The sequence below is a fragment of the Parabacteroides sp. HGS0025 genome, from assembly GCF_000969845.1.
Lineage (GTDB): Bacteria > Bacteroidota > Bacteroidia > Bacteroidales > Tannerellaceae > Parabacteroides > Parabacteroides gordonii.
Genome location: NZ_KQ033902.1, coordinates 311,832 through 330,527, shown reverse-complemented (window position 1 = coordinate 330,527; position 18,696 = coordinate 311,832). Strand labels below are relative to the sequence as shown.

10 protein-coding genes are annotated in these 18,696 nt (G+C 42.4%); 6 read left to right on the top strand and 4 right to left on the bottom strand.

Translation table 11 applies throughout. The annotated features are described in order from the left end of the window. Positions 1–250 precede the first annotated feature (250 nt). On the bottom strand, positions 251–4,525 hold the full coding sequence (locus HMPREF1212_RS01090; RefSeq protein WP_157316936.1) for a DUF6383 domain-containing protein: 4,275 nt from the start codon (positions 4,523–4,525) through the stop codon (positions 251–253). Between the two features lie 959 nt (positions 4,526–5,484). On the opposite strand from HMPREF1212_RS01090, the gene HMPREF1212_RS01085 reads away from it, so the two are divergent. Next, the gene (locus tag HMPREF1212_RS01085; protein WP_046148124.1) at positions 5,485–5,991 is read left to right on the top strand and encodes a hypothetical protein; all 507 of its coding nucleotides are present in this window, start codon (positions 5,485–5,487) and stop codon (positions 5,989–5,991) included. 59 nt (positions 5,992–6,050) lie between these two features. Here HMPREF1212_RS01085 and HMPREF1212_RS01080 read toward each other — a convergent pair whose 3' ends face one another. Both HMPREF1212_RS01080 and nudC read right to left on the bottom strand, forming a co-directional pair. Continuing rightward, positions 6,051–8,183 (bottom strand): S9 family peptidase, encoded by a 2,133-nt coding sequence (locus HMPREF1212_RS01080; protein WP_046148123.1) that lies wholly within the window; start codon positions 8,181–8,183, stop codon positions 6,051–6,053. 39 nt (positions 8,184–8,222) lie between these two features. Further along, positions 8,223–8,996: an NAD(+) diphosphatase gene (gene nudC, locus HMPREF1212_RS01075; protein ID WP_046148122.1), complete on the bottom strand. Its 774-nt coding sequence runs from the start codon at positions 8,994–8,996 to the stop codon at positions 8,223–8,225. A 154-nt stretch (positions 8,997–9,150) separates the two neighbouring features. On the opposite strand from nudC, the gene HMPREF1212_RS26515 reads away from it, so the two are divergent. The 3 genes from HMPREF1212_RS26515 to HMPREF1212_RS01065 are packed head-to-tail and all read left to right on the top strand — an operon-like array spanning position 9,151 to position 10,367. Next, positions 9,151–9,372, top strand: coding sequence for a 4Fe-4S binding protein (locus HMPREF1212_RS26515; RefSeq protein ID WP_081693417.1), 222 nt, complete (start codon positions 9,151–9,153; stop codon positions 9,370–9,372). Between the two features lie 27 nt (positions 9,373–9,399). After that, positions 9,400–9,789 (top strand): hypothetical protein, encoded by a 390-nt coding sequence (locus tag HMPREF1212_RS01070; RefSeq protein WP_028729914.1) that lies wholly within the window; start codon positions 9,400–9,402, stop codon positions 9,787–9,789. Next, the gene (locus tag HMPREF1212_RS01065) at positions 9,789–10,367 is read left to right on the top strand and encodes an RNA polymerase sigma factor (protein WP_028729915.1); all 579 of its coding nucleotides are present in this window, start codon (positions 9,789–9,791) and stop codon (positions 10,365–10,367) included. Before HMPREF1212_RS01070 ends, HMPREF1212_RS01065 begins: the two co-directional genes overlap by 1 nt. A gap of 212 nt (positions 10,368–10,579) precedes the next feature. Here the strand turns inward: HMPREF1212_RS01065 and HMPREF1212_RS01060 are convergent, their stop codons facing one another. Next, the gene (locus tag HMPREF1212_RS01060) at positions 10,580–14,446 is read right to left on the bottom strand and encodes a DUF6383 domain-containing protein (RefSeq protein WP_046148121.1); all 3,867 of its coding nucleotides are present in this window, start codon (positions 14,444–14,446) and stop codon (positions 10,580–10,582) included. 1,475 nt (positions 14,447–15,921) lie between these two features. Between HMPREF1212_RS01060 and HMPREF1212_RS01055 the strand changes: the two genes are divergently transcribed. Beyond that, a complete protein-coding gene (locus HMPREF1212_RS01055; RefSeq protein WP_028729917.1) occupies positions 15,922–16,596 on the top strand; it encodes an ABC transporter ATP-binding protein in 675 nt (224 codons plus the stop codon). Between the two features lie 150 nt (positions 16,597–16,746). Then, positions 16,747–18,687, top strand: a complete 1,941-nt coding sequence (locus HMPREF1212_RS01050; RefSeq protein WP_046148120.1) for a TlpA family protein disulfide reductase — start codon at positions 16,747–16,749, stop codon at positions 18,685–18,687. Positions 18,688–18,696: the final 9 nt, after the last annotated feature.

The window sequence follows — 18,696 nt, the reverse complement described above, 5'->3', positions numbered from 1 at the left end:
CTATTTTATGAAAGAAATTTGTGATTTTGTAATAAGGATTTTACCCTGTCAGTTGTAAAAAAGCCCCTGCCGGTCAACGACCTGCCGGGGCTTTGTCTTGTATCTAGTTTCGCTCTTCGCAGAGATACTATCAGATGAACTTTATTTTATTACTTTAGTATTAATACTGCCACTTGTTCGCCCTCACGGGATACTTGGTGTTTACACCACATGGCACTTTTAGAATTATTTGATTATAAAAAATCCTTTATTATTTAACCACTGCCTTTACAGCTGCTTCGCCCTCAACAGCTACAACTACGATACCGGCTGGTACTGCGATTGTTGCGTCGTCGGAAGAAAGAACTGTAGAAGCAAGAGTCTGGCCAAGTACGTTGCATACTGTCACTTTCTTAGCAGCAGCACCCTTGATTGTTACGATACCGTTACCACCTACAACTGTTACGCTGCTTGCAGTAATTTCTTCGTTAGCAGTCGGAGCACCTTCAGACTTCTTAGCCTGGAATACTTCAGCTTCCTGAATTTCCGGAGTTACAACCAATACGTGGTTAATAGTCTTCAACCAACCGCGAGTGTCCTTATCATACATTGTTTCGATATAGAAGTTTTCACGTTCAGCATCGCAATAACGGAAAGCGAATGTTGCATAGTTCAGACCGTTTTCGCCAAGAGCAGCATCGCTCAAGTCGTATTCAGCGCCACTCTTATCGAATGTCAGTTTAGAACCTTCATGTTTAGCATTTACAAAGCCCAGACGATAGTACTTAGTTGAGTTCTGATCGATGTTCTTATACATGTAAACAGGATTTGCACTCACTGAGTCGATCATGTTAACCAGGTAAGCAGCTTCTGTGAAGAGATGACGATTATGTTCAGGAATACTTGAATTCTGTTCATAAGTATCTACATTACGCAGACCCAGTAAGAAGCGAGGACATTCCGGACGAGATACGTTAGCTGTATCCAGGAAGATAGCATTGTTCTTACCCAGGTTTTTATCCAAACTTTCCAATAAACCTACGTTAGCACCTTTAACAGTGTTTTCGCTCAACAGATAGTTGCCTGCTGCATCGTCAGCCTTGAAGAATTCCAAAGTATCACGGCTGAATTCGCCACGAAGATCTTTGTAGTTGAATGCCTGTTGTTTTTCAACACTGAAGATACTTGAAGCATAGCTATTAGCATATCCGTCAGAGATCAGGCTGCTCGGCTGTACTTCAGCAGTCATCTGGTTAACGAACAAACGAGCACCATAAGCAGTCTTTGTAGAAGTACCGTTACCTGTCTGAGTTACAACCAGCGGATCAACCAATACGAACTGAGTAGGATCTTCAGTAGAGATCTGTTTTACATAGAATGCGCGACGGTTCTTCACATTTTCTGTTCCTGACATTTCATCAGCATCCAGATTGGTAGAGAACAGGTTATCATCAAACTTAACCTGGATTGAAGTCAAACGATATTTACCGCTTTCCAGTGTGATATATTGACGAGTCTTAATACTTGAAGGTTCGATACCTGAGTTAGCATTTACTTCATCTTTATAGATATAGTATTTAGCACGAACCAACATTTTAGCAGTATCCACAGCATTGCCCTTTGCAGGAACATAACCATAGATCAACTCATCTGTACCCATTGTTTTCTGAGAATAGATATCTTTATCTTTCACCAGAACTCTTTCCATTTTGTATTCACCCTTAGCATCCTGAACCAGTTTCAATACACCGTCTACACTTGTCAGAGAGAAGTGAGTATCACCCAGGTTCTTCATACCGATAGCATATACACTCGTATCAGCAATAGCTTCAGCCTGTGTCATATCCAGATAACCCATAGTACGGTTAGTCAGTTCTGCCTGCGGGATCATTTCGATACGGATAGTATCACGGTATGTCTGCATCAAACCGGCTGCATCGTAATAAGTAGCCATGTTTGCATAAGTATTCGGTTCAGAAGTCTTCCACCAGTAGCTAGTACCCCAAGTACGTCCTGACTCACGGTTGATGATTGTGTAGTAACCACCGTTACCCTTAACATACCACTGAGCAGAAGGAATAACTTTCTTATCTTCAGAGTAAACCAGGTTACCGATATTGCTCAGATCGTTTTTGTGCATATCAGCATTGATACCAGTATTGTTCGGATTATTACCGTTTTGAACATCACCTCTATCCCATTTCTGAGTCATTGCATTCCAATAAGTAAATGTAGCATTGGTTGCAGCCAAATCTTCATAACGATAGTCACCTTCTTTTGTCAGATCAGAAGAAAGTTTCTTCGCATTCCGGATATAATAGAAACCTTCTGCGATATCAGCAACTTCATTCAAATCCGATTCAGTCTTAGTTGTCTTCAATGTGATGTAAGTCAACAGACCGTTGTATTTAGCATCGTTTACATCATGAGGACCAGCTGTCAATACAACATGAGTCGGAGTCAAAGTAACCAGACGAGTCAAGTTGCTATGAGCAGTTGCATACTGAGGTGCATAGATCATCAGACCAGTATAAGTTGCAGAATTTATCGTATTAGCATTAGTTTTATCAAGCACTGCCATATCACCTGTAAGTGTGGCTGCAGCAGCAGGATCTGCGACCCATACATTCAGATCGATTCCGGTAGCAGTAAATGCAGTTCCCAATGCAAGAGCAGCTGCTTTATTCATCTGCAATACATTACCTACAGCATTCCATAATAAGAAATTATCTGTATTGACATCTGTCAAACCATGTGGTGCATAACCATTACGTTTTTTAGCATCGGTAAGATCTGTTACACTCCACTGAGAAGCATAATGCAACAAACGAGCACCCTGTTTAAATCCGGCTAATTCCTGAGCATAAGAAGGATAATAACCTCTGGCGGCGCCACGTGAAAGAGTCGGGTCAATCGTTGGATTAGCAGCACATTGAGCAATACGCATAACGTTATCAGTACCTACTGTTGCAGGAGTACCATTCCAAGGTGTCACGTCTGAATCAGAAGTACCAGCAGCATCAATAGCCATCTGTGCCCACCAAGAAGCTGCATCATTCTTATCTGCCTTATACAACATTTCAGCCTGCAAGCGTAAGCTTTGAGTAGACGGATAGAAGATAGGACGGAAGTTTGACTGACGTTTCAACTGCGTATAAGTAGTCATTGTATAAGGAGCAATGCTATTTGAAGAAGCAGACAAATCACCATACATTTCAGCTTCTGCCAACTTAGCACCACTCGTTTTGATCAATTCGCCATTTCCATCAACGTTCAGCCCATCGGTAGCAACAGCATATCTCGGATACAAGATCTGTCCTATTGTCAACTTCAAATCGTAACGACCATTAGGGTTCGGATCGTAATAAGCAGTATCCACACGCAGATATTCTTTCTTGAATTCTGATGTTTCATCCTTTGTTGCATTAGTTACGAAACGTACGAAACCATCAGGAGCATCACCCGGAACACGGTTGACACCATCCTTAGCAGCTTCTGCTTTGAAAGAGCCTGACAACATAATGTTTGTATCGCCCTGAACGTCCGGATCAAATACAAAATTGAACTGATTCGGAGTTTTCTTATCCTCAGTTAAGAGTGCTTCATTTCCTAATTCTGCATTAATCTGTTCGGCAGTCAGGATGATAGGGTTAGCTTCCCAACCTTCGAAAGTAATAGGCGTAAAAGTAGCGCCATTTACAGTTTTAGTAGTAAACACCTCATTACTATTCAGCAAGATACCAGCCAAAGTAGTTTTACCACCTACAACTTTCTTAGCCAAATACAAAGTCTTACCATTGCTATACTGAGCACGCAACTGATTCTGCAAAACATTACCAGCAGCAGCTTCTACGATAGAAGCTTGTGCGGCAAACTGTCCATCAGCCCAACGCCAAGTAGTCTGACCGTCTACAACAGTCAAAGCAACTTCTGCAGCATCGGCAGTAGGAGTGCCTACTATGTTTTCCGGAGAGAATTGCAGAATAGCTTCAGTTGCCTTGTTCTGCAATTGATAATACAATACAGTACCGGCAACATCTTTCTGAGCTGTAACTTTCCATAAAGTACGATCCAATGTGATACGGTTAGTAGGAATGTTAGCGTTCTGTACGTTCTCAACCTGAACCATATACTTTCCGTTAATATTGGCTTCACCAGTAATCGCTTCGCCATTACCCATCACACCTTCTTTATTCACCCAAACCATTGTCAGTACTTCTGTACCTTCTGTATCAGCACCTCCGACAACAAATTGGAAATAACGTCCATCAGCAGTACCGTTAACTTTTGCCAAACTAGAGATAGGCTTTGCACCATATACCGTAGATAATTTGAAAGGAGATACGGCAGGGAATCGGCTATCTCCGCGGCTTGAAGCATTATCCTGAATAAAACGACTAAACTGTCCACCTGCTGCTGCAGCTTGAACCTTGTAAGCGTTATTTCCAGGAAGCGTGACATCCTTGTCAATTGTTACCTGTGCCCATCCGTTTGCTCCCGTGGCCAACATCGCGATGGCCATCAAAGTAGAAAACTTTCTGTTCATAAATCTAAATTTTAATATTAATAATAGTGTTAATGAAATTAGTTCTTATAAACTCTTTATATATCCTAGTCAAGTATGGATGACTAGCCAAAACGATCGTTTATTCTAGTCACCATTTTTTGTCATAAGGCAATTGGTAATGAAAAGGCACAATTTTGTACAGACTTTGTTATTATCTTGATAAGAAAGAAGATAACTGAGAAAAAATTATTTAGAAAAGAATTGCAGTTTCAAAAGTTATAATTAATTTTGTTGGCGAGAATAAACGATCGTTTTAGTTAGTCACTCATTTTTCTATATCACTCTTTATTTTCATAGGATTAACTTACATTCATCATTCATAGTAATTATCTTTGTATTATAATAATGTACGTGCGTACATTAAAATATTACAGTAATATAGTTCAAATCATCACACAGCCCCAACTGAGATATAGCACCTTATATATCAATGCATTATAGACAGCACAACCAACTTAAAGCGGTATTATTCTGCTGTTAACAACTCCATCAGCACAGGAATAGCAGAACTAAGACTTTTCATCAGGAATCCTAAGAAAAGAAGACAGGACAAATTATGGCAATTCTCCAATATTTTATAAAAGTAACGCTAGCCTTACATATTTGCAAGGCATATATTACTATTTTGTAAAGCAAGCCTTTCTTTTTTGTAAACTAATCTTTACAATAAAAAAATAATAGAGGAAATTGCTTAGATATGCAGACCTTTAAACTTAATATTCCCGATGAAAATCCTAAAACTTTCACTCATTCCAGATAGGGGCTCCACATATACGAAATCGACAAATGAATATTTTTTTTCAACCTTTATGCAGTATTTTCATTTTTTATCCGTTTTATTAGTAATAATTGTTATAAAGAAAACGTCTTAGATGCAGCATTCCTTTGAATTATTGCGTCTTACGATTAAGAAATAATACAAAAAAGTACAGACATTTATGACTAAATTACAGATATTGGCACTTTTGCTAGCCTCAATCGCTCTGATATTCTTTACCTCCTGCGATAGTGAAAACTTCCAGGAGCCGGATGTATATAAGGTGACTCCCGATCTGCGTGCAAGGATCAATACCGGATTAAGATTAACAACCAAGTCCGATAGAAAAATATTTAATGAGAAATTCGACCTGTTTCTGGAAAAGTGCGATGAAATGACAGTGGCCGGTAACCCGCATATGTATATGGAAACGGAAGAATATAAGGATTTCAAAAGTTTCGTTTTATCCACTTCCCCTAATGTTTATTATTTGGTGATGGATAAATTCCTGAAAGGTAAACCGGACTTTTTCTCCTATATCGCCTATGACCTGCTTGTCAGCTCCAAACCGGCTCTTGCTGACGAGATCTCTGAAAAGATGAAAGCCGTAGGAACACTGGAAGAAAGTTTCTACTTATATCCTCAGCTATGTCTCGATATATGGGTTAACGCATTGGAAAATCAATAATAAACGGCACAATATGAATACGATTAACACTCGGTATTCATATTGTGCCATTATTTGTTTTATTCCCATTCGGGAGGTTCCTGGTTCAATAAATTCTTTACAAAGAAATCGTGGATGCGATGCATTTCATATGCCCCGCCTAAAGCATGTCCTTTGCCCGGCAAATAGAGTTGCTCGAACTTCTTGTTCGCTTTCATCAGGGCATTGACAACCTGCAAAGTAGAAGCGGGATCGACATTATCGTCCAGTTCACCGTTAACCAGCAGCAACTTACCTTTCAAGCGATACGCATTATCCACATTTGAAGAAGCACTGTAAGACTCGTCGATAGGATACCCCATCCATTGTTCGTTCCACCAGATCTTATCCATCCGGTTATCATGGCAACCGCATAAAGCGACCGCCGCTTTATAGAAGTCGTTATGAAACAGCAAAGCAGCCATTGCATTCTGTCCGCCTGCCGACCAGCCGTAGATACCGACCCGCGACGTATCCATCGACGGGAATTTCTCTGCGGCCGCTTTTATCCAGGCGATCCGATCCGGAAAACCGGCATCCTTCAGGTTCTTCCAGCATACGTCATGGAATGCTTTCGAACGGTTGGATGTTCCCATTCCGTCGATCGAAACGACCACGAAACCTAATTCCACCAAACGGGAGATCAGATGATGGGCGGGTTTAAAATCCTTATCCACATGCGAGTCGTGCGGCCCGGCATAGATCATCTCAACAACCGGATAAGAACGGGACGGATCGAAGCCGGTAGGACGATAAATATTCCCCCATATATCCGTTTTACCGTCTCTCCCTTTGGCACAAAATACTTCAGGCATTTGCCAACCTTCCGCCACCAGGTCGCTGACATCGCACTTTTCAAGTACGGTTACCACTGAAGCATCATCCGTCTTTCTTAACTGGCTGACAGCCGGGAAGTCAGGTCGTGAATAAGTATCTACGAAGTAAGCCCGGTCTTTAGAGAAAGAGATCCGGTGATTCCCATTTTCGGGTGTCATATCGGTGAAGCCTGTCCCATCCAGATTGATACGGCAATAATGAAGGTTGTAAGGATCTTCTCCCTTATTGAAACCGGAAGCATAGAAATAGACCGTGCGGCCGGCTTCATCCACAAAGTCAACCCGGCGAACTACCCATTCGCCTTTGGTTACCTGTTGCTTTACATTTCCCGTATTCCCATCCATCAGGTAAAGATGGCGCCAGCCGTCGCGCTCCGAACTCCAAAGCATTTCCTTACCATCGTTCAGGTCGTAACGGTAGTTCTGGTAATAATGGATAAAAGTCTTCGACTGCTCATCGGCCAGATGGCGGATACTACCGTCGGTGGCATCTACCTCGCCTACGATATAACGCTGATGCCCGCGCTGATTGAACTCAAAGGTGAAAGCACGGCTATCCTTGCGCCAACCGGTCAGATACAAGGAGAACTGATCGGCATACGGCTCTACATCCAACGGGATCTGCCGGCGTGCTTCCACATCCAGCAAGACAGGCAGGCAAACTTCAATCACATCGCCGGGCTTGGCATAGTCGCGCCACTGAAGAATAGGCTGGCGCTGGCTTTCGGGACTGGACTGAATAAGCGGGATACGGCGTTCCTGCACGCCACGAACCTTCACGGTGGCCAGTTTACGGGAGTCGGGCGACCAGATCATATAGGAACTGTAAAACAGGTTCGTCGTCCCGTCGGTTGTCAGGGCTATTTCTTCTTTCTTCTTCTCTTTTTCTTCCCCGGCAGGACGGATATATACGTTGTTGTCCCTGATATAGGCTTCCCATTTATTATCGGGTGAAACGACCGGCTTTGCCTCTTCATCGGTTCTCCGGCGGTTCTCATTCTTATCTTCTTCTTTCAACAGGATTTCAGCCAAAGGCTTTTGTTTCCCGGTCAGGAAAGAGGCCAGCTGCTTCTTATCCGTTCCCCGTTGCTTCTTTCCGGTCTTTGCATCCACCAGATAATAGAAATCTCCTCCTCGTTCATGATTCTTATACCAGAAATAATGCGAACTGTCGAGCCAGGCAGGTGCAACAGCAGCAGCATACATCTTGGAAGAACATGTCAGAAAGGTATCTGCACGCAGGTAATCGGCGGTAGTGACCTGCGCCGTAGCAGTTACTATCGGCAAAGCCAGCAGTAAAAGTTCCAGACAAAATAAAAAGGTAAGTTTTTTACACATAAATACTATTGTTTTGAGGTTATACAATGACTACAAATCCTATTGCTCCAGCCACCAGTCGATCATCTTGCGTGCCAGGCTGAGCTTCCGGGGAAGTTCCGGGAGATTATCTTTCGTAAAGAATGCGCCTTCGCTCAGTTCTTCATCCTGCAAACGGATCGTTCCTCCGGCATAATCGGCAATAAAGCCCACCATCAGGTTGCTGGGATAAGGCCAGGGCTGGTTACCGAAATAGGTGATATTGCGGATTTCCAATCCGGTTTCCTCCATTACTTCCCGCTTTACACATTCTTCCAGCGTCTCCCCTGTTTCCAGGAAACCGGCCACCAAGCCATGAAAAGAACCTTTGAAATTACGGGCATGAACCAAAAGAATAGAATCTTCTTTACGGATCAAGACCAGAATAGCAGCGGAAACAGCCGGATAAATCTCGTATTTACAGGCCGGGCATTGTTTGGAAATGGCTGTCTGCATCACCGTCTTTGTGCCGCATGAAGGACAAAAGCGGCTGTGCTGATCCCAATAAACCAGTTCATAAGCCTTTCCCGCCATCTTATGCAAAGCACCATCCAGAAAATCGTACGAAGCACGCAAGCCCATCGGCAGATACCCGGCTGTCTCTTCCAAGGGGGTATCTACAGATGCAGTACAGCAGGGTATATCCTGAAGTGAACCGACTTCCAACACATGGCCGACTTGAACAGGGGGATTGATACTATAAGGGATCGTATAAGTTTCACCTTTTTTCTGAAGCAGTAACTGATCGTTGAAGAAAATAAACCAATATGCTGGCGTATTATTTATATTGTTCATCACTTTTTTCGTTTGAATGATGCAAATATACAGACTAATGTAAAATATACATCAAAAAAAGATTCCTATTTAAAATATTCTTCCGCCCCAATCGTCTACCAAAATAGAAGGCATGTCTTACTAAGCAATTTTAATTATTAAATGGAAACAGAAAATGTTCGGAAGAAAGAGAAAAGAAGTAATATCTTTACAAGTCTTTGCATACGAGTGTAGCGGATGCGGGCATTGTGTAAAGAGATGCCGGAGAGATGTATTGAAGATGGTGAACAACGGTAGCTGTAGCTACGCTACCGTTATCAATCCGGATAATTGCGTAGGATGCGGCAACTGTGTAAATGTTTGCAATACCCATGCGATCGAATTAATAACAGAGTAAAAAACAACATCAAAAAATCAAATCACAATGAGAAATTCAGGAAAACTAAGAGGAGCATTAGCCATATTATTTTTTATCGCCCTGTTTGCACTGGCCGGTCTGGCTGTTATGTATCTGTGGAACCTTTTGATCCCGGCTGTTATCGGCTGGTCGGCTATCAACTACTGGCAGGCGCTGGGCTTCATGGTGCTGACCCGCATCTTGTTCGGTGGCTTCGGGAAGTTCGGCCCTTTCGGACACTTCGGACATCACCCGGGTGCATTCTGGGGTAGCCGGGAAGAGCATGAACGCTTCCATGAGCAAATGAGAAATATGCCGTGGGAAGAACGCCGGGAGCATATACGCCGTCAGATGGCAGAATTCCGCAACGGCAGGAACGGGATGCAGCGCCCCGGTTCCGACAATAAACCGGAATGATGGAGCACTTAAACAAGACCCTCCCGAATGAGGAACGGAGTGTACGCATTGCGGATATCTTCAAGAAATACCAGGCACAGCTGCGAGGTTTTATAGCCCGGCGTGTCTCATCCAAAGAAGATAGCGAAGATATCCTGCAAAACGTATTCTACCAGTTTATGAAAAACGACCAGGCAGATAATCCGATCGAACAGATCTCTGCCTGGTTATACTCCGTTGCCCGCAACCAGATAATCGACCGTAGCCGTAAGCACCGGGAGGAGGAAATGCCTTATCTTTCGGGGTATGATGAGGATGGTACCTTTCTGAAGGAACTGTCCGAACTAATGCCGGATGAAGATCAGTCGCCGGAAATGGATTATCTCCGTGCGATGGTTTGGGAAGAGCTGGAAAATGCATTACTCGAATTGCCGGATGAGCAGAGAACCGTTTTCGAACTGACGGAACTGGAAGGTGTCCCGTTCAAAGAGATTGCCGAATCGACCGGAATACCGGTCAATACGTTGATATCACGCAAAAGGTATGCGGTTTTATTCCTTCGGAAAAGATTAAGTAGTTTGTATGATGAGATTCTTTAGACGTAACGTTATAAGAAAGTCTCCCCTAGCAAATATGCCGGAGGAGACTTTTTTTGTCTGTTTTTGCTCTTCACAGAGATCGAACAGAAGAACTTTATTTCATTACTTTAGTATTAATACGACTGCTTGTTCGCCCTCACGGGGTAATTGGTTGATTCTTGTCCGATATCACCGCGCAGTCAAATTTAAATTTATTGATTATAAATAGTTTCTTATTTTACGATTGCCTTAACAGCAGCTTCGCCTTCAACGGCTACTACAACTACACCAGCAGGAGCAGCGATTTCAGCCTTATCAGAAGAAAGAACTGTGTTAGCAATTGTCTGGCCAAGAACGTTGCTGATAACTACTTTCTTGTCGGCAGCACCCATGATTGTTACGGTACCTTCGCCAGCGATAACTGTTACTTCAGAAGCATTGATGTTTTCGTTAGCAACAGGAGCTGATGATTCAGCAGCCAGATCAAATTTGTCACCGGCTTCGTAACCCTTAGCTACAACTACTACACCGTTGATGTTCTTTAAATAACCGTTGTTAGATACATCCGGGCGTTTACCATTAGCTACATAAGCATCATAATCATAGTAACCTGTCTGGATCTTGAATGAACCATCTGATTCATGGTTGATCGGGTTGATATACTGGAATGCGAACTTAGCTGTATTGAAAGCACTTGTACTCAAGTCGATCACGTCAGATGTTTTTCCGCTCTTCTTATAGTTCTTGTCGGTGATATACAGTTTATCGCCTGTGCGGAAACCATATACGAAACCTAACTTAGCAAAGTTTTCACCTGCTTCACCTACATTAATATACTTGTTAGTGTGGATAGCACCCTTCGTGTAAGCAATATAAGCAGTATCAACCAGGTTAACCAGGAAGCGACCGTATGTTGTATCCGGATGAACTGTCGGGTGACCCGGGATAGTACATTCCTGTTCAGGTACATACTTCGGATTAACAACTAACAGATACTGGTAGCGGCTGTTGTGGCCACGGTTCACATAAGCAGTATCGACATACAAAGCAGGAGCCATGTCTTTCAACTGAGCTTTATTACCCAGGTTCAGGAATTCACCGTTTTCATACATCTGATCATATTCATTTTCCTGACGGAAGATACGGATCGTATCACCCATGTTCTTCAAGCGATATTCAGGAGCAGCAACCAACTGAAGGTCGAACAGGTCGTTAGAATTTACTTGTTCGTAAGCAGCTTCAACTTCCACAGCACCCTGTTTAGTTGTTGTTGCGCCATACAACTTCTTACCCAAGTCTATCTCAAACGATTTGTTAGTATTCTGTGATACACCAACCAGGTTATACAAACCATTCTGTTTTTCTTTCAGGATGAAACGGTAAGCAGCATTCAGATCTTTGGAAGTTGAATAACTCTTAGAGTCCTTATCGCAAATCATAGACAGGATATCCAAAGTCTGAGGATTTTCGTAAGTCAGATATTCGTCGTTAGCAGCATTCTGTAAAGCGTAGCTGATGATAGCCAGCGTGTCGCTGTAAGTCTGATATCTTCCCTTAGCATCATAGTAACCCACCTGAGAGATCTGATAGATTGAATCTGTCGGAGTTTTCAATGTACCGAATGAGCCATAAGTAGCTTTTGCTGTCAGCGGAACCAGTTTCCATGTTGCAGCGCCTTCCAATTCCTTAGTCAGCCCCAGCAGGTGTTTGCCTGAATGGTTTTCTGTAACGTAGAAGTTAGTTTCTTCTGTTGAAGCTACAGCCAGACGATATTGATTATCTTGTACATCCAATGCTTTGAAGTTAGCGTAACCGTCCATCTGAACAGTGTTGTTATCCAATTCTGAAGCAGCAGAAGGAGTGATAACCAATGTATCGCGCGAAGAAGTTGAGAATCCGAACGGACTGCGACCGGTATAGCTTACAGCATACTTGTCGTTACCCAATGAATACATATTTGCCACATTAATTACTTGTAGCTGTGATTCACGGTTTGTGAATGTAAACGCATAAGCTTTCTCTTTCTTTGTAGCAATGTTCTTTTCACCGTTTGTAGCAGTTACAGCCCATTGTCCTTCCGGTTTGTTGAATAAGAACTTGCTAGCCTGTACAGCAGCAACATCACCATCTTCACCCATAGCCAATACTTTATTGTTTACTTTGGCATTTTTTGAGATGAATGTAATATTTACATACTTATAGTTCAACGGATTGTTAGCTTCATCTGTTGTTAAAACAAATGCATCGCTACCAAAGGATGCGTAAACTAATACACCAACCTGAGACGGTAAAGTCTTACCTGCAGACAGGAAGTAACCTTCGTCATTATTATATGAAATAACACGATAAGTATTTGTGTTAATAGCAGGAGCTACGCCCTTTACTTCAATAGAGCTGATTGCATTCTGATCTGCAGCACTATGATTGACAGAGAAAGTATATGCAATCTGTTTTCTTACTGCATAAGCAGCATCACCTGATTTAGAGTTCATGATAGTTTTCATATCATCTTCAGAGATTGTCTGGAATTTGAAACCACCATTTACTCCGTTGAATTCAGTGATGCCTTCAACCGACCATTTTTCTTTCTGGTTCAGGTTCAGCACGATGATACCTTCGTCGTTTGCCAACATATAAGAAGTTACAACGTCAGTAGACTTATAAGATTCAAATCCGGTAACTTTGCTACCATCCATCTTTGGCTTAACAACTTTCAGCTTACCCAGGAACGGATTACCCTGTAAGTCAGTTACGCCATCTTTCTTATTTGACAAGGTCATTGTGAAACCATCACCTAACTTTGCTACCAAAGCACCGGCTTCATAAGCGGTTGAGGCGGCTTTGTGGAAAGAGAACGCTACAATATTTGTTGCAGTAGCAAATTCACTTGCACCATAACTACCACCAGTATAAGTTATTACTTTCTTGCCAGTTTCGTCAAGCAAATAATACAACAGACCATTGCCATCAACTGCAGGAACTTCTTTTACGATAAATTTCTGAATATTAGCCAAATCAAGAATTTCACCATCAGCATTCACAAAACGATAAACATTACCATCTGAGTTAACAGCTTCTGCAGTCCAATATGCAGCATTTCCTGCAGCAGCATCTGTCAAAGCAGCTCCGGCTGTTTTAGAAATATACTTATCCGCTACATTATTGCTAGATCTATGAATCATAAATGTTTCACCAGCAGCAAAGGCTACAGATGCATCTTTATATGAAGCATCTGCAGTAATATTGGAAGTCAGTGCATCATCAGCTGCTTCAATAGCAGCTGTAGTTAAAACATCAGTACCGACTTTTGTTCCGTCTACATATAAATTATCACTATTTTTCTCTACTTTAGCACCTTTAGTACCTAATGTTATAGCATAGCTACCTGTATTTGTAATATTAGCAACTTTAACAGCAGGATTAGAAGCCAAAGAAATAACTCCGTCAGCATCTACATTCCACATGTATTGATCAAGGGTATAACCCAGAATTAATAATTCTTTATTAGTACCGCAATTTATCAGTTCAGCCGTTCCATCAGCTTTAACAACCAGATACTTATCAGCACCAAAAGTAATAGGAGTAGGTTCTGTAGTTTCTGCCAAGACAGGCTCTGTTATCATGTAGAAGTAAGCAACTGCCTCAGAAGTGTTATCACTTTTAGCTCCTTGGGATAGATCTAAATAATGAGCAGCACCATTTTCCTTAATTTTAATACCATTTGCTAATGGACCTGTCCCTGCAGCCATAGCGTCCAACGTTGCAGGAGTACTAGCATTAAAACCCCAAGAACCAGATGTTACACTAACCCCACCTGTTCCTGTTTGTACCCAGATTAACGATGTCTTACCACTTCCAATCTTCCAAAGGCTTTTAGATGATTCTATAGTAGCTTTAGTTACAGTGGCAAATGCTAAATCTGCTCCATCTACAGTTAAGACATTCACACTACCACTTTCAGGAAGCTCACTTGCTGCAATAATCACTTCCTGATCCGCTGCAAGATCACCACCTTTCACCAACACCACACCGGCCTCTGCCGTGAATGTTGCACCGGCAGCCAGGAAGACTGCCATAAGCGTAGAAAACTTTTTGTTCATAATCTTTTAAATTAATTGTTTATAAATTAGAGTAAAAAAACCAACAACTAATTTCACGAAGGGGGGAAGCAACCCCCACGAATGATTATGAACGGGCATAAAAAAAACGCGGGCGTTGTCTATTATTTATCCAGAGGCTCTAGCAAAGCCCGTACAGAGATAATAGAACAACAGCCCGCGCCTTTACGATATAATAACAATCCACCCATAAAAATGGGGGGATGAACTTATACGTAATAAGCGCAAGCATTTACTGTCCATTATTCCTCTATACTTAAAAATTTGCTAGATTTCTGAATAAGAATAATCTTCGTAAAATGCTTACAATATGTAAATGAAACCGTGTATCGCGAGCCGCTGCCCGCTACGGAATCGTTGCAAAGGTAAATAGGTTTTCCGAATCAGCAAGGGAAAACACCCATAATTTTCCGAAATAGGAGTATTATCGGACGAAACAACACGATTTATGCAACGTATTACCCGGTTTGGCAGATAAACACCAACCAGCCCAAGAGGCGTAAGCCGTCAACGAGATGGCATTAAACTTACAGCCATTCGCATCCGGAAGGATCGTTGACTGGTAAACTACTGGTCTTTAGAAGATAAAAATGCCATATATTGTGATACTGTTGTGTTATAATATATGGTACTCTAGTATTATAATATATGATAATTTAGTATCACAATATATGATACAGTAATAAGCATATTACCAATCCGGGTTGATCTGTCTTGTCCTGAAATAGGTTATCATTGAAATACTAACTCCTTGTTCTCAAAACCTCCATATCAACCTATTTTACACTTGTATCTCGACGATGCTCACATCCGAGCTTCGAGAGCGTCAAGAGCCGGATATAAAGCGATATCTGTCGTCATGTATCTGATAATTAGATATATACTACATGTAAAAAGACCGGCATGTATCCGGTTTCAGAACGAGACAGTGATAGTAGGGTGATAGATGAGTGATAGTTAAAATCGGCAACTATCACTGTTGCAAGCCTTGATTATAACGGTATTAAATGGATTAGTGATAGTATGATAGTTGTTTCTCTAAATATACTTAGTAAGTATTGTAGACTCACTTCTTGACAGATGTGAATGTAGTGTCGCCTGTAGGGGCGGGGTCTGCCCGCCCTTCTCCACCGGTTGTTATATTATTGTCGCAAAGGGCGGGCAAACCCCGCCCCTACAAAGCCTGTCATTTGGGTTCACATTTTTCTATCCTTTTAGTATATTAAAAAATATTAGTCGCGATACTAATTCATTTTACCCGCTATATTAATCCCAATTAGTCGCTATACTAGTATCATTTTGTCAAATCATCATCCGTCTGTGCGTTTCCGAACCCTATTCGTGCGGATATGCACAGAGAAAGAAATCCGAGAACCAAACAACATCGTAATAAACAAGCATTTACAACATTGGCACAGCTTTTGTTTTCTTCTTATCAAATTAAATATCTATTACTCATGATTAGAACAGTAGCATTAGAGAAAATTTTCCGCACAGAAGAAGTGGAAACATGGGCTTTGAACAAGGTGAATATTGAAGTGAAAGAGGGAGAGTTTGTAGCGATTATGGGGCCTTCCGGTTGCGGTAAGTCTACGCTGCTGAACATTCTGGGACTGCTGGACAACCCTACGGCCGGTGAATATTATCTGAATGGAACCGAAGTCTCCGGCTTTACCGAAGCGCAACGCACCAAATTACGCAAAGGGATTATCGGGTTCGTATTCCAGAGTTTCAACCTGATCGACGAACTGAACGTATACGAAAATATTGAACTTCCCCTGCTCTATATGGGTGTTTCGGCTTCCGAAAGAAAACAAAAAGTACGGGAAGCGATGGAGCGTATGGCTATCGTTCATCGGGAGAAACATTTCCCTCAACAGCTATCCGGCGGTCAGCAACAGCGTGTTGCCATTGCCCGCGCCGTCGTTGCCAACCCGAAACTGATCCTTGCCGATGAGCCTACCGGTAACCTGGATAGTAAAAACGGGCAGGAAGTGATGAATCTGCTTAGCGAACTCAATAAAGAAGGAACTACCATCGTAATGGTTACCCATAGTCAGCACGACGCAGGGTATGCGTCACGCATCATTAATTTATTCGACGGTCAGGTGGTTACAGAAACCGTCGTTTAAATCAGGAGAACCGTTTTAAACAGAAAAAAGACATTGAATAGATAAAAAGCGTTATTTGATTACGAAAAAATCGTAATTATTATGATTAACAGAATTATATTTATATATTTCAGTCCGATTCGGTGAATATTTAATTCTAATTCCATTGATATGAAACAAACAATTACATCACTTATTGTTTTCTTCTGCTGCACGATGTTGCAGGCAAAAGAACGGATAGTCGAACTTCCGGCATTCAACGCATGGAGTTCCACTTCTATCGAAGTACAGAAAATCGTACTGAACGACACGGCGACGATCGTATATATCGACGCTTTTTATCGTCCCAACAACTGGATAAAAATTGCCAAAGACAGTTATCTGCAGGCGGACGGGAAACAATACAAAATCCTGTCGGGCGTCGGCATGGAACTGGATAAAGAAATATGGATGCCTGAATCGGGTACCTATTCTTTCCAAATGATCTTCCCGCCGCTACCTGAAAATACGGCGACTGTCGATTTCTCCGAAGGAGATTTCGAGGGGTCATTCAGTATCTGGGGCATCCATCTGGACGGCAAACCGGCTTACTCTCCCCTTGCCGGAAAAAAGAACCCGAAGGAAGCGCCTGTATTGGAAACTCCCGAACTTAAAACCGGTATAGCTACACTGAAAGGCCATATCGCCGGTTTCATCCCGGAAATGAAATTACAGGGAGCTACATGGACATACAATCCGGTGACAGGTGATGTGGATGAAAATAAAATCATCGTGGATAAGAACGGAGATTTCACCCTGGAAATTCCCCTTAACCATATCTCTGTGGTCAATGTATCAGCCAGCTTTATGCAGGTTCCGGTCTACCTGAAACCGGGAGAAACGACTTCCGTGGAGATTAATTTCCCGGAAATATGCCGTGCACAATCCAAATTGCAGAAAGATAAACCGTCGTTAGGCGAGAAATATTATTTCAGCGGGGCTTTGGCTGCCTTAAATAATGAAGCATGCAACAGTCCGTTGCGCTATCTCCCGGTCAATATCAATTCGCAGGAAGAATATGAACAGATGTTCAAGGATGTTGCCGGTATGAATATCGACCAGTACAAACAATACTGGCTAGATCGCAGGGAGAAAGGGATCAAAGAGCTGGATAAATATCCGGAAATCAGCGATGCATATCGTAAAATTCTATTAATAAATGCAGATATAGAAACATCCACACAATTAATGGGATATTATGTGCTGGAGTACGCCTATCGAAGAGCCAACAATATTCCACGTGACTCGGCTGCCGTAGGATTTGTACAACCAGTTATCACGGCCGGATACTACGATTTCGTTCCCCGGCTTGTTCCAAACGATCCTATCGGATTGTATGCTTCTAATTACAGCTATATATTAAGGAGCCTTCAATATGCCAATATCTCCGGGCAACCGACTCCGGAAGGGGCTAAAGAAGCACCGGACAACACCGCTGACCTTGCCAAATTAATGGGTACAGACAAAGGTATTCTGTTCGACCTGATCGCTTCTCAGAAACTGGCACGCCCCATCCAGGAGTTCAAACCGTTAACCGACGAGGAACTGGCTCAGGCCGGAAAGATTTCTCCTGTCATCAAAGAGGTGCTCACAACGATGAACGACAAACTCAAACAGACGATCGAAGAAAACAAAAAGAAATCCGGCTACACGGTCGACCGGGTAAATATAGCCGATATCCCTGCCGAAGAGTTATTCAACGCCATCACGACTCCTTATCGCGGAAAAGTGGTATTCGTCGACTTCTGGGCAACATGGTGCGGCCCTTGCCGTATGGCTATGGAGCAATCGGAGCCGGTGAAGAAAGAGTTTGAAGGGAAAGAGGTCGTATTCCTCTATCTTGCCGCCGAAAACTCTCCGAAAGGAGCCTGGGAGCAAATGATCCCCGACATCAAAGGCGATCATTACCGCGTCACTTCCGACCAATGGGATTACTGGGGAAAGAAGTTCGGCATCCAGGGCGTACCTTCCTACATGGTACTAGCCAAAGACGGAACCCCGGTTCATTTCCAGGTCGGTTTCATGGGAGTAAACAGGATGAAGGAGATGATCGAGGAACAATTGAAGAAATAAAATTCAGAA

Coding starts and splice junctions, on each gene's coding strand:
- HMPREF1212_RS01090 (WP_157316936.1), bottom strand. CDS start 4,525: ATGAACAGAAAGTTTTCTACTTTGATGGCCATCGCGATGTTGGCCACG.
- HMPREF1212_RS01085 (WP_046148124.1), top strand. CDS start 5,485: ATGACTAAATTACAGATATTGGCACTTTTGCTAGCCTCAATCGCTCTG.
- HMPREF1212_RS01080 (WP_046148123.1), bottom strand. CDS start 8,183: ATGTGTAAAAAACTTACCTTTTTATTTTGTCTGGAACTTTTACTGCTG.
- nudC (WP_046148122.1), bottom strand. CDS start 8,996: ATGAACAATATAAATAATACGCCAGCATATTGGTTTATTTTCTTCAAC.
- HMPREF1212_RS26515 (WP_081693417.1), top strand. CDS start 9,151: ATGTTCGGAAGAAAGAGAAAAGAAGTAATATCTTTACAAGTCTTTGCA.
- HMPREF1212_RS01070 (WP_028729914.1), top strand. CDS start 9,400: ATGAGAAATTCAGGAAAACTAAGAGGAGCATTAGCCATATTATTTTTT.
- HMPREF1212_RS01065 (WP_028729915.1), top strand. CDS start 9,789: ATGGAGCACTTAAACAAGACCCTCCCGAATGAGGAACGGAGTGTACGC.
- HMPREF1212_RS01060 (WP_046148121.1), bottom strand. CDS start 14,446: ATGAACAAAAAGTTTTCTACGCTTATGGCAGTCTTCCTGGCTGCCGGT.
- HMPREF1212_RS01055 (WP_028729917.1), top strand. CDS start 15,922: ATGATTAGAACAGTAGCATTAGAGAAAATTTTCCGCACAGAAGAAGTG.
- HMPREF1212_RS01050 (WP_046148120.1), top strand. CDS start 16,747: ATGAAACAAACAATTACATCACTTATTGTTTTCTTCTGCTGCACGATG.